Raw genomic sequence first — 11,305 nt, 5'->3', positions numbered from 1 at the left:
GTGTAAGTGAGATCTTGTTATGAACATTCTTGAAAAAACCGATGAGGAGATATTAGCGATAGCCAATCCGATGTGGGCTGATCTCATCAAATACTCGAATGAAGGAAACTACGGTGCGTTCACCCGAAATTTTTCGTCTTCGTTTATTAAGGGAGCCAACGAAGTCGAACTGGGTAAGCAGTTTGCGAGAAGCGACTTGGCCAAAAACCTGTCAGATAATTATCAATATCTTGGCATGATCCGCCGTGGCGAATACATCACTGTTTTATATAAAGTAATAAACAAAAAAAATAACGGCGAATGGCTCGGCAGGCTGGTGTTGGGTTATGAGAAAGAAAAGGTAAGAGTTTTTGGCGCCACGTTGTTTTAAGATAGGTTGCTCGATATGTCAGATTCGATTGAAGACAATAAGTTCGTTGAATTAAATTACAAGGTCATCGATAACAAGACCGGTGACGTCCTGGTTACTGTAGAGTATCCGTTGGCTTATGTGCATGGCGTCAATGATGTCATGTCAGATGCAGTGACCAAGGAACTGTATGGTAAAAAAGTCGGTGACATCATCGAAGTGCCCATAGACACGACACTGTTATACGGCGAAAGAGATGAATCACTGGTATTTACCGATCGAATCGAAAATGTCCCGGAGGAATACCGGGAGATTGGTATGACCATCACCATGGAAAATGATAAAGGTGAGATGAAGAGTTTTATTGTGACCCGGTTCGATGACAAGACCCTAACTGTTGATGGTAATAACCCTCTTTGCGGCAGAGAAATCACTTTCGTGTTGGAAGTGTTGTCCATACGTGACGCTACCGATGAAGAAATCGAACATGGTGGCGCGGTCGACGCAAATCCTGATTTGAATGAAATACTTGCGCGCGCGCAATGAAATACTCGACCAATTACATTTTATACCCGGTCAACAGGGCCCTGGAGCGTGCCATCGCTGATTCGCTGCATTTGTTGAGCGATGAAGCGGCAACAGCGGCAATGCCGGATACACAGGTAACGATTGCGGATAAATTTCTTCATACACGGGGAAATTATGAGTTGCATCGTTTCAGCACGAATATACTGGAATCAGCACAGGCTGCGTTTGAATCGGCGTTAACAACAGAAAACGATGGTCTGGTTCGTGCAACTCTCCTGAATAACTTGGGCAATGTGCTGGCCACGCTCGCACAAATTCGCAGGGATGCCGATCTTTATGGTCAGTCAATTGCGTCATTCGAGAAAGCACTGGATCTTGTCAGCCAGGATGCATCTCCGTCTGAATGGGCCGAGACACAAGCCAATTTAGGAACTGCATTGCAGGCATTGGGCCGACAAGAGGCGAATGCAAAATTACTGAATACGGCGGTCGATGCCTACACCGCGGCGTTACTAGTGTATTCAAGAAAAGAAACCCCGGAAAAATGGTCATTGGTCATGCATCAACTGGGTGCCGCGTTGCATTCCTACGGGCTCCTGCTCAAGGGTAACCGTACGTTGCACAAGGCTGTTGTTGCCTATAAAAATGCGCTGGCACTGCTTGATGCGGATAATTATGCATTTGAGTTAACCGCTACACATAATAACCGTGGCGCCGTTTTACACCACCTCGGCGAGTCGGAAGAAAACCCTGAGCGCATCAAAGAGGCGATTCATTCATATGAAAAGGCCTTAACCGTCAGTATGGAGCAGCAATTACCTTTTCACCTGGCGGTCATCATTCGCGTGAACAAGGCGACGGCACAAAATGTTCTGGTGGAGTTAACAAAGGATGCCGTGCTTGCACAGGATGTTGCCGATGAATTTGAGTTGATCCTGGAGTGCTTCCCGCACGCATTGCAGCCACTTTGTGTAAAGCACTGCGAGGCGAAGATGAATCAGGCACGTAAACTGGCGGGAACTTCGGCCGCCGCGTAGCAAATCATGCGCGTCGCGGCGTTTTTCGACTGCAGTGTTTGGTAAGAAGAGAAAATTAGATCAGAGGTTTGAAGTTTAGTGTCAGAAATAAAGCCAGAAAAAAGGCGCGACCCCAACAACCTGTGCCTGTTTTGCAAAGACCCACGAGGCGTGTCACTGGTGCATGAGCTCGCATACAGTGCCCGTGACACCTATGCGGTCAGTCCGGGCCATACCCTGGTCATCCCGAAGCGGCATGTCGCGAGCTTTTTCGACCTGACGCAGGCCGAGGTGGCGGCCTGTATGGACCTTATCAATGAGGAGAAAAAGCGCATCGACGGGGAATTTAACCCGGACGGTTACAATATCGGGGTTAACGTGGGGCCGGCGGCCGGGCAAAGTATTTTTCATGTCCATATACATATCATTCCCCGCTACAAAGGTGATGTCGAAAATCCGCAGGGAGGCGTGCGACATGTGATTACCAGGAATGCACATTACACGCGATAGAGAGTATAATTTCGTCAGTTTTGTTTTAACCGTTGAGGAGCACTGATCATGAGTGAAAAGCCAGTATTTACCAGACCTAAGGTCCCAGCCGGCAAAACCGAGTTTGTAACAACGACCCAGAAAGAAATCACCCCGGGCAAGTTTTTTGTTGGCTATGAGACCACCTGGAAAAATTTCCAGAAAGAAGTACCCTACAAAACACCTAAGAAGCCCTGAGACAGTCAGCCGCGCGGTCCCACAAGGACAGGCGGCGACTCAAGGTAAAGTATTTTGTACCATGCACGCTCGATAGAGCGTGTATTTTTTTGAGGTTTAAAAAACCAGACACAACCAGACCAGGTAGACCCGTCCCGAGGGTTGGCGGAAGGAAGCAGCTACAGATACTTGAATTAAAGCTTAAACACGCTGAGACAGCTGATACTCCACGTTAATAAACGCGCCAATATCTGCCAGAAAGCGGATCGTTCTGGCACCGAAACCGACATCGGGTACGGCTTCATTCTTATCTACCGATAGTACCAGGACCACGCCGATCCTCGGCGACAGGTTATGGCTTTTACAGATTTCCAGGATCTTGTCCTTGACCGGCTCGAGTTTCTTGATCAGCTCGTCCGTCAATTTATAAACGTCGATATCATCGGTGGCGGTCTTGGTCGACAACTCCCATGAACTCAGCGCCGGCTTGTTAAGCTGACTGTTGGCACCGGAAGCATCGATCGAGGTGGGCTGTATACCAAGATACTGTGTCACGTGGTCGGGATTAAAATGATAGCCCGCCAAGGTGAAGTGGGCCCGCGCTTCATTACTTGCCAAAATTTTACCCTCAGTGTCAATTGTTAAATATTTTCTGGGCCATCAAGTATTAAATAATTTGTGTGATAATTCCTAGCTTGTCCGATCAGGCCCAGTTGTGTTTGGAACAAGCAACATGTGAAAACGTTTTCGAGATTAATCGTCATCCATGGTACCACCAGGTAATCGACCATTGCCAACCTTCGGTTCTCATCCCCCCTTGGGGAGAACAACCACCCAAAAATAAAACTGGCGCCCAGAATCGGCGCCCCGTTTTATTTTGGTGTCCCCAAGGGAATTGTCCGTCCCTTTCGTCGCTCCGCGTCCCGCTCCGCTCGAAAGTCCTGGGCAAACTATCCATGGTCTGCCCGCTCGGCGGGGCAAACATCCGCTGGATGTTTGCCAATTTCCGCCTCGCCCCTGTGGCTCACCCTCGCCGCATAAAACGGCTCGGGCCGGCCTGCGGCCGTCTAAATTTGTTCCCGACAAATTTATGAAGCTTGTTCTACGTGGCGAGCTACGACCTCGACAATTTCCGGGTGTTCATCGCCAGCCCTTTCTTCCACGATGTCTATGACATCGAGCCGGCGTACTTCCAGAAGTTACTGGGCGAAGAAACGGAACTCCTGCAGTTCGCCGCGCTTTATCTCAAACAAGTACTTTTCGGAGAAAAATTCATCTCCGAGAAACCGGATGCGGTAGAAAAGCGCATGAAGCGCCGCGAGGAGATCAACGCGAAACAGCGTGTACAGATGAAGCAGGATATGGAAAAAGAGATGGACTCGCCGGAATAGTCTCCCCTCCCCTTTATGCAAAAAAAAAAAGACCCCGCCTCACGGCGGGGTCTTCGTTTCAAAGCCTGCTTTCGCAGTACCTGGCGTTAAGCCGGCTGAACGTTTGCTGCCGACGGACCTTTCGGGCCATCCTGCAGTTCATATTTCACCTGCTGACCTTCGGTCAGGCTTTTGAAGCCCGAACCCTGGACGGCGGAGTGATGCACGAAGACATCCTTGCTGCCATCGGACGGAGTAATGAAACCGAAGCCTTTGGCGTCGTTGAACCACTTTACTGTTCCTGTATTCACGAAAATACCTCTTGTTAGTTGAATTGCGATGTTTTGCAGTTCATTCCTGAAAGCGTTTGCGGGAGTAACTGCCGAAGAAACTGGGAGGAACTACCGAACTGTCTGCAAGAACTGTACTGCAACTCGGGCACTATACAGAAGCGGGGGTGAATAGCCACAACTATTAATCGAGCCGCCAAGGGGTGGGTGGCCCATTTCTTTCAGCCCGAAACATGCCTGATTAACCCTTGGAAATATCCTTCCCCGCAACCATTAACCTGAAGACCGGTCATAAAGCCTCGAACTGATCAATAATAAGGGGCTTTCGATGCACAGGTACCTATCTGGATTCATGACAGTGCTGGCCGGGCTGATGCTGGGCGCAGCACTGGTGGCGACAGCGGCGGAGCCGATGAAGGGCAAAACAGCGACGGCCACGGCGGTGTTCGCTGGCGGGTGCTTCTGGTGCATGGAACCGCCGTACGACAAGCTGCCGGGGGTGGTGGCGACCATCTCGGGTTACACCGGTGGGCAGAAGCCGAGTCCGACCTATGAGCAGGTTTCGGCTGGCGATACCGGGCATATCGAGGCGGTACAGATCGCCTATGACCCGAAGCAGGTCAGTTACGAGAAACTCCTGGAGGTGTTCTGGCACAACGTCGATCCGCTCGACAAGGGCGGGCAGTTCTGCGACCGCGGCAACACTTACACGACCGCGATCTTCTACCAGAACGAGGAACAGCAAAAAATCGCGGAACAGTCGAAAGTCGCGATTGAAAAGAAACTTGGAAAGACAATCGTCACCGCGATCCGCCCGGCCGCAACCTTTTACGCGGCCGAGGATTATCATCAGGACTACTACCAGAAGAATCCACTACGATATAAATACTATCGTTACTCCTGCGGGCGCGATCAACGCCTCGAACAGCTCTGGGGCAAGAAGGGCTGATGCCTGAATAGTTAATCGCCACCTGTTTCTGGAATCCGTGCGACCTTTGGCCTACATTCAATACAAAGATCATCCAAAAGGGAAACCGCCGTGAAAGGAATCGGATATGTCTTTATTCTCGTGAGTCTCATCGCTACTACTCCGTGTGCCGGGCGCCGCCGCCACCCGGCAGGAGCGACAACTCGTGATTAAAAACTGCCTGCGCAACCGGAGCTACAAGGTTCTCAACTGAGATTGAATAATTCGTTACGTCCTGATCCTGTGGGCGCGATCAGCACATCGAGGAACTCTGGGGCAAGAAGAACCAAGGCGGGCCGGGATACCGGCCCCTAGAAATCGAAGTCGAGAAACTGCAGAGCCATGCCTTCCTCGGTGACGCGCACGACCCGGGCCGAGATGGTAGATGACTCCTCGCCCCACAAAATGCCGGACATGCGCAGTGACACCACCCGCCCCACGGGCAGGCACTTTTCCGGTCTCACCATGATGAATGCACCCTTCTTGCTCAGGTCGCGGGTACGGAGTTCGACCTTGCCGAGATGCGGTGGATCGAGTACTTCAACGGAAAGCGAAACTTCCTGACGTTCTTGCTGGCGCTTTTCCAAAACACCCCCAACATTATTGATGCATTATCGGTTAACCTTATCAGGCTTTGACCGATTTGCCAGTGACAAATCATTAAAATTAAACGGGATACAAGCCATTAGTTCCGTGCGTCAAACTTTAGTAATTATTTTCCTGTTGGCCGCATTCGTGGCCACCGGTATTTTTTTACTACCATCCATTGCGCAAGATCCAACATACCACGACTTTGCCGATCGTCGCGGCCTACTCGGCATCCCCAATTTTCTCAACATTACGAGCAACCTCGCATTCCTCGCTGTCGGAATCGCCGGGATCATCCTGTACGCCGGAAACTTAAAATTGGTCGCGCGGCGGGCATGGATAGCGTGCTTTACCGGTGTCATGCTGGTTTGCTTCGGGTCCGGCTATTATCATCTGGCGCCGGACAACAACACGCTGGTGTGGGACCGTCTGCCCATGAGCATCGGCTTCATGGGGCTGCTGGTGGCGGTGCTTGTTGAATACGTAAATCCGCGGCTGGAAAAATATCTGCTGGCGCCCGCTATCGTCCTTGGGCTGGCCAGCGTGGTGTATTGGCACTACACCGACGATCTGCGGCTGTATGTGCTGGTGCAATTCCTGCCCCTGCTCATGATCCCGGTAATATTGCTCCTGTTTGGCGAGACGCAGAAAGATCGCGGCTATCTGCTCATGGCGCTCGCGATTTACGTGCTCGCGAAACTGGCCGAGCATTTTGACCGCGCTGTGTTCGAACTGACCGGAAACATCATCAGCGGGCATTCACTGAAACATCTGCTGGCGGCGATAGCGCTGTTCGTTGTTTATTGGATGCTGCGACGGCGCGCCCCAGGCTCCCCGCCGGTGGCACCTGCCGTCAGGTCGTCACGTACTTCGTGAGCTGGCGGATCAGCTCCTCCTTCTCCTCCAGCAACAGCACCAGCAGGTCGCGCAGTGAAATAATCCCGACGAAGGCATCCACGTCGAACACCAGGAGATGCCGGCACTTGTGCTGCTTCATGAGTTCGATGCATTTTTCGCCGCTCTCATCCGGCACCACCATTGGCACCTTGGTGCGCATGACTTCCTTGATCGTGACTTGCTCCGGATTGCGACGCTCCCGTATAACCTGGCGTATCAGGTCACGCTCGGTGAAAAGGCCGACGACCTGGGAGTTGCGCGTCACCACCACCGATCCGATGTGCTTGTCGATCATGAGCACCGCGGCATCCCAGGCGGTCTTGCTTTCATCCAGCAGCACTACCTGGCGTTCCACCTTTTCGCTGATCGTTGCCATGACAAGAACCCCCTTTCGCGAATTAAAAAAAGGACGAGGAGACGGCAAAGCTACATCGACAGAAGACGACAGTTTCAGATTAAATTATACGCACAAGCCATGGTAATCAGATGATATCGCCCGGATACCCGACCGGAGTGGTACATTATCGGCGAGATTGTTCTTTATTTTCAGGCATGCAAAGCATCGAATCGATTTTGGGCTATTGGTTTGGCGCGTCAGCCGACGAAGCTGAGGTCATTCGTGATCAATCAGCGTTATGGTGGAAGAAAAATCCGCGCGTGGACGCAGAAATCCGCCAGCGCTTCGAGGCCACACTTGAAGCGGAAGTACGCGATGAACTTGAATCCTGGGGCGACGACCCGCGCGGACAATTGGCGCGGATACTGTTGTGCGACCAGTTCCCGCGCAACATGTACCGGGATACGGCAAAGTCCTTCGCTTTCGATGGACGGGCAAAGCAGCTAGCACGCGCCATGTTCAACCATGGCTTGGATAAACGCCTGCGGCCGGTGGAAAAGGTTTTTGCCTGTCTTCCGTTCGAGCACTCCGAGGATCGTCAGGATCAGGAGCTGAGTGTGCAACTTTTCACGTCGTTACCCGGGGAAGTCGCGCCGGCCCTGAAATCGTCTTTTCAGTTTTATTTGGATTTTGCCCATAAACACAAGGCGATTATCGACCGCTTCGGGCGCTTCCCGCATCGCAACGCCATCCTCGGCCGAGAATCCACACCGGAGGAACTCGAATTTCTGAAAGGGCCGGGGTCGTCGTTCTGATATGCGACTGGGTAGACAACGCATCAAGCCAGGGTCATTATTCCTGCCATGAAAGCCATCGTCATGAAATCTCCGGGCGGGCCGGAGGTGCTGCAACTTCAGGACCTCCCGGAACCGAAACTCACGCGCAACACCGACATGCTGGTGCGCGTGAAAGCCGCCGGCGTGAACCCGGTGGACACCAAGATGCGCGCCAATCCCAAGGCCTATCCGGGGCCGATCGCACCGGTGCTCGGTTGCGACGGAGCGGGTGTCGTGCAGGTCGTGGGCTCGGCCGTCACCGGCTTCGAGCCCGGGGACGAGGTGTATTACTCCCAGGGCCCGGTGCGTGACCGGCCCGGGAGTTACGCCGAAGCGGCGCTGGTGGATTACCGGCTGGCGGCGAAGAAACCCAAGCGCATGAGCTTCACCGATGCCGCGGCGGCACCACTGGTATTGATCACGGCGTGGGAAGCACTGCACGACCGCACCGGAATACAATCCTGGAGCAAGGTCCTGGTGCACGCCGGCGCCGGCGGCGTCGGCCACGTTGCCATCCAGCTGGCGCGCATCGCCGGCGCGGAAGTGTGTACCACCGTCGGGTCAACCGAGAAGGCCGAGTTCGCGCGCTCGTTCGGCGCGAATCACACCATCAACTACAGGGAAAAGGATTTCGTCGAGGCCGTGCTCGACTGGACCGGCGGCCAGGGCGTGGACATTGCCTTCGACACCGTCGGCGGCAAGACGCTGGCGCAGACTTTTTCCGCGGTGCGCTATTACGGCGATGTCGTCACGCTGCTGGCGCCCGGGCCGGAGATGGACTGGAGCGTGCCGCGCGTGCGCAACCAGCGTGTGAGTTTCGAGCTGATGCTGATCCCGGTGTTCTTCGACCTGCCCGAGGCCATGTCGCACCAGGGCGGGATCCTGCGCCAGTGCACCGAGCTGTTCGAGGCACGCGAGCTGCGCATCCACGTCGATAAAACCTTCCCGCTCGAACACGCCGCCGAGGCCCATGCGTTGGTCGCCTCCGGGAAAACCAAAGGCAAGGTCGTCCTGACCGTGGACTAGAAAAACTTCTGAATATGAGTTTTCACCGCAGAGGGCGCAGAGATCGCAGAGTTTTCCCAATTAACTTTCAGAATTTTCCTCTGCGTACTCCGCGGTAAACAATCATATAAATCAGGTGTTGGCGCGTGCGAGCAATTTGGAAAAATCCTGGGCCGGCACCGGTTTGCTGAAAAAATTCCCCTGGTATTCGTCGCACCCCTGATCGCGCAGCAACGCGAGCTGCTCAAGGGTTTCCACGCCCTCGGCGATGACCTTGAGCTTCAGGCTCTGCCCCAGCGCTATCACGGCGCGGGTAATGGCGGCGTCGTGCTCATCGGCCGGCAATCCGTGCACGAACGACTGATCGATCTTGAGCTTGTCGAGCGGAAAGCGCTTGAGATAACTCAGCGACGAAAACCCGGTGCCGAAATCGTCTACCGCGAACTTCACACCAAGCTTTTTCAGTTCCGTCAGTATCGCGATGGTGCGCGCGATGTCCTGCATGGCCACGCCTTCCGTGATTTCGAGCTCGAGCCGCGACGGCGGCAAGCCAGCCTCTTGCAGGACCGCGGCCACGCGTTTCGCCAGGTCCGGCTGGGCAAACTGGCGCGCCGGGATATTGACCGACACGGTGAGCGCCTGCGTCGCGGGCGTGCTCGCGGCGGCGGCCTGCGCGCAGGCCGTGTACAGCACCCACTCGCCGAGTGACACCACGAGTTCGGATTCCTCGGACAAGGCCAGAAACTGCGATGGCATAAGCAGGCCAAGTTTTGGATGCTCCCAGCGCAGCAGTGCCTCCGCGCCGATGACCCGGCCGCTCGCGATATCGACCTGCGGCTGATAATACAAGCGCAGCTCGTCGTGCTCCTCGGCATGGCGCAACTCGTTTTCGAGCGCCAGCCACTCGGCAGCGCGTTCGTTCATGTCGCGCGTGTAACATTCGAGCCTCTCACCACCCTGGCGCTTGGCACGCTGCATTGCGGCTTCGGCGTTGCGCAGCAACGTCTCCGCGTCCTGGCCGTCCAATGGATATACGCTGATACCGATGCTGAGGCTCAGGTGATACTCGCGGCCGAGGGCATGGAACGGCTGTTGCATTTCCTCGAGGATCTGCTCTCCCAACCACACCGGGTTCTGGTTGGTGGCAAAGCCCGGCACCAGGATGGCGAAACGGTCGCCCTCCATGCGGTACAGCGTCGATTCACGCACCTGCCCGCGCACCTCCCCGAGCAAATGCTTGAGACGCGCCGCCACCGCCTGCAGCAGCAAATCGCCAATGTCATGGCCCATGCTTTCAATCACCACGCGAAAGCGGTCAACGCCCATCAGCAACAGCGCGGCACGCATGCCAGCACGGTCGTTGGCGTATACGCGGCGTTCGAATTCCTCCTCGAACATCAGCCGGTTGGGCAGTTTGGTGTTCGCGTCGTGATAGGCCTGGTGGATCAGGCGCTCCTGCGCCTGCTTGCGCTCTGTGATGTCGGCCACGTAGACGTGGAATCTTTCCAGATCGGGGATCCAATGGATGCCGCATTCGAGCCAGTGTCTGCCGGCGGCCAGGTACTCACAGGTCTCGTGGGTCATGGGTTTGGCGCGCAGCGCCGACAGCCGCTGGCTGATATCGCGCGGAAGCAGTTCATGCACATCGCTTTTTTCGACGTCGATCTTTTTCAGCAAATCCTTCGCGCTCGGGTTGGCGTAGAGCACGGCCCCGTCGGGCGACAACTGCAACACCGGATTCGGGTTGCGCTCCGGGAACATGGCGAGCCGGCGGCGCTCGGTCTGCTCGTTGAGAAAGGAGATGAGGTAATAGCCGACAAACAGGGAAATAATGAAAATGGCACCGGCGAACAGGATCACGCGGTTCTGCATGGTCTCCACGGTGGCTTCGGCGCGCGCGCCACCCTGTTGCACGCGCGCGGCAACGTTCGCGGCCAGTTCATCAAGCTCGCGGTGAATCCGGTTCACAATCGCGCCGGCCTCGGCCAGCAACTTCTCGGCGCGATTCATGTTGCGCGGCTTTTTATTCAATGCCTGATCGAGGTCGCGACCGATCTGGCTGAGCCGGGAGTAGTCATTCTGCACCGATTGCAGCAGTGCATGCTGGCCCAGCGCCTCGGCGATATTGACGAAACCGGTAGCGCACACGTTATCCATGCGCGCATAGTCTGCGAGGAAGCGCTGGCGGTCGTGATCGACGTAGTAGCGATACAGCACCGATTCCTGCGTCAGCAGGTCGAGCTTGAGCGTATTGATGGCGCTCAATTGCGGGACGGCGGTTCCGGTCAGCCCGCGGGAGGTATCGGCGACGTGCTGGCTGTCGGTGTAAACCAGGAACGCCAGCATCGCCCCGAGTGCCAGTACCAGCACGTAGGCGCCAAATATCCGGTTTTTGATCCCCAGCCTGAAATCCATTC

General features: G+C 54.9%; 15 protein-coding genes. 10 read left to right on the top strand and 5 right to left on the bottom strand.

The genetic code is table 11. From position 1 onward, the window contains the following. Positions 1-19 precede the first annotated feature (19 nt). The 5 genes from NUV55_RS02810 (at position 20) to NUV55_RS02790 (ending at position 2,619) form a co-directional block, all read left to right on the top strand. Positions 20-370, top strand: a complete 351-nt coding sequence (locus NUV55_RS02810) for a hypothetical protein (protein ID WP_296670200.1) — start codon at positions 20-22, stop codon at positions 368-370. A gap of 15 nt (positions 371-385) precedes the next feature. Further along, positions 386-895, top strand: a complete 510-nt coding sequence (locus tag NUV55_RS02805; protein ID WP_296670198.1) for a hypothetical protein — start codon at positions 386-388, stop codon at positions 893-895. Continuing rightward, positions 892-1,914 (top strand): hypothetical protein, encoded by a 1,023-nt coding sequence (locus NUV55_RS02800; RefSeq protein WP_296670195.1) that lies wholly within the window; start codon positions 892-894, stop codon positions 1,912-1,914. Before NUV55_RS02805 ends, NUV55_RS02800 begins: the two co-directional genes overlap by 4 nt. A 159-nt stretch (positions 1,915-2,073) precedes the next feature. Then, entirely contained in the window at positions 2,074-2,403 is a 330-nt protein-coding gene (locus NUV55_RS02795) for an HIT family protein (protein ID WP_296670193.1), read from the top strand. A gap of 48 nt (positions 2,404-2,451) precedes the next feature. After that, positions 2,452-2,619 (top strand): hypothetical protein, encoded by a 168-nt coding sequence (locus NUV55_RS02790; protein ID WP_296670192.1) that lies wholly within the window; start codon positions 2,452-2,454, stop codon positions 2,617-2,619. Between the two features lie 180 nt (positions 2,620-2,799). On the opposite strand, the gene NUV55_RS02785 is transcribed toward NUV55_RS02790, so the two are convergent. After that, positions 2,800-3,216, bottom strand: a complete 417-nt coding sequence (locus NUV55_RS02785; RefSeq protein ID WP_296670191.1) for a DUF4279 domain-containing protein — start codon at positions 3,214-3,216, stop codon at positions 2,800-2,802. Positions 3,217-3,695: 479 nt separating this feature from the next. On the opposite strand from NUV55_RS02785, the gene NUV55_RS02780 reads away from it, so the two are divergent. After that, positions 3,696-3,989 carry a hypothetical protein gene (locus tag NUV55_RS02780; protein WP_296670189.1) on the top strand — a complete coding sequence of 98 codons (294 nt, stop codon included), beginning with the start codon at positions 3,696-3,698 and terminating at the stop codon, positions 3,987-3,989. Positions 3,990-4,075: 86 nt separating this feature from the next. Here NUV55_RS02780 and NUV55_RS02775 read toward each other — a convergent pair whose 3' ends face one another. Further along, entirely contained in the window at positions 4,076-4,279 is a 204-nt protein-coding gene (locus NUV55_RS02775; protein WP_296670187.1) for a cold-shock protein, read from the bottom strand. A gap of 352 nt (positions 4,280-4,631) precedes the next feature. On the opposite strand from NUV55_RS02775, the gene msrA reads away from it, so the two are divergent. Further along, positions 4,632-5,207 (top strand): peptide-methionine (S)-S-oxide reductase MsrA, encoded by a 576-nt coding sequence (gene msrA, locus NUV55_RS02770; RefSeq protein WP_367280336.1) that lies wholly within the window; start codon positions 4,632-4,634, stop codon positions 5,205-5,207. 329 nt (positions 5,208-5,536) lie between these two features. Here the strand turns inward: msrA and NUV55_RS02765 are convergent, their stop codons facing one another. Beyond that, positions 5,537-5,812: a PilZ domain-containing protein gene (locus NUV55_RS02765; protein ID WP_296670183.1), complete on the bottom strand. Its 276-nt coding sequence runs from the start codon at positions 5,810-5,812 to the stop codon at positions 5,537-5,539. 106 nt (positions 5,813-5,918) lie between these two features. Here NUV55_RS02765 and NUV55_RS02760 point away from each other — a divergent pair, with 106 nt between their 5' ends. Next, complete coding sequence (locus NUV55_RS02760) at positions 5,919-6,689, top strand: ceramidase domain-containing protein (protein WP_296670181.1); 771 nt, start codon at positions 5,919-5,921, stop codon at positions 6,687-6,689. Here NUV55_RS02760 and NUV55_RS02755 read toward each other — a convergent pair. Then, positions 6,667-7,086, bottom strand: a complete 420-nt coding sequence (locus NUV55_RS02755; RefSeq protein WP_296670179.1) for a cyclic nucleotide-binding/CBS domain-containing protein — start codon at positions 7,084-7,086, stop codon at positions 6,667-6,669. The two genes, NUV55_RS02760 and NUV55_RS02755, sit on opposite strands and share 23 nt — an antisense overlap. Before the next feature lie 176 nt (positions 7,087-7,262). On the opposite strand from NUV55_RS02755, the gene NUV55_RS02750 reads away from it, so the two are divergent. Beyond that, a complete protein-coding gene (locus tag NUV55_RS02750) occupies positions 7,263-7,862 on the top strand; it encodes a DUF924 family protein (RefSeq protein WP_296670177.1) in 600 nt (199 codons plus the stop codon). Positions 7,863-7,910: 48 nt separating this feature from the next. Further along, positions 7,911-8,909 (top strand): zinc-dependent alcohol dehydrogenase family protein, encoded by a 999-nt coding sequence (locus tag NUV55_RS02745; RefSeq protein ID WP_296670176.1) that lies wholly within the window; start codon positions 7,911-7,913, stop codon positions 8,907-8,909. A gap of 111 nt (positions 8,910-9,020) precedes the next feature. Here the strand turns inward: NUV55_RS02745 and NUV55_RS02740 are convergent, their stop codons facing one another. Then, on the bottom strand, positions 9,021-11,303 hold the full coding sequence (locus NUV55_RS02740; protein WP_296670174.1) for a bifunctional diguanylate cyclase/phosphodiesterase: 2,283 nt from the start codon (positions 11,301-11,303) through the stop codon (positions 9,021-9,023). Between the last annotated feature and the right edge of the window lie 2 nt (positions 11,304-11,305).

Source organism: Sulfuricaulis sp. (genome assembly GCF_024653915.1).
Taxonomy (GTDB): Bacteria; Pseudomonadota; Gammaproteobacteria; order Acidiferrobacterales; family Sulfurifustaceae; genus Sulfuricaulis.
This window is presented reverse-complemented; position numbering and strand designations above follow the sequence as displayed.

What these genes read in the sequence shown, in the direction of transcription:
- msrA (WP_367280336.1), top strand. Translation starts at nt 4,632, where the DNA reads ATGCTGGGCGCAGCACTGGTGGCGACAGCGGCGGAGCCGATGAAGGGC.
- NUV55_RS02800 (WP_296670195.1), top strand. Translation starts at nt 892, where the DNA reads ATGAAATACTCGACCAATTACATTTTATACCCGGTCAACAGGGCCCTG.
- NUV55_RS02740 (WP_296670174.1), bottom strand. Translation starts at nt 11,303, where the DNA reads ATGGATTTCAGGCTGGGGATCAAAAACCGGATATTTGGCGCCTACGTG.
- NUV55_RS02745 (WP_296670176.1), top strand. Translation starts at nt 7,911, where the DNA reads ATGAAAGCCATCGTCATGAAATCTCCGGGCGGGCCGGAGGTGCTGCAA.
- NUV55_RS02750 (WP_296670177.1), top strand. Translation starts at nt 7,263, where the DNA reads ATGCAAAGCATCGAATCGATTTTGGGCTATTGGTTTGGCGCGTCAGCC.
- NUV55_RS02810 (WP_296670200.1), top strand. Translation starts at nt 20, where the DNA reads ATGAACATTCTTGAAAAAACCGATGAGGAGATATTAGCGATAGCCAAT.
- NUV55_RS02790 (WP_296670192.1), top strand. Translation starts at nt 2,452, where the DNA reads ATGAGTGAAAAGCCAGTATTTACCAGACCTAAGGTCCCAGCCGGCAAA.
- NUV55_RS02805 (WP_296670198.1), top strand. Translation starts at nt 386, where the DNA reads ATGTCAGATTCGATTGAAGACAATAAGTTCGTTGAATTAAATTACAAG.
- NUV55_RS02755 (WP_296670179.1), bottom strand. Translation starts at nt 7,086, where the DNA reads ATGGCAACGATCAGCGAAAAGGTGGAACGCCAGGTAGTGCTGCTGGAT.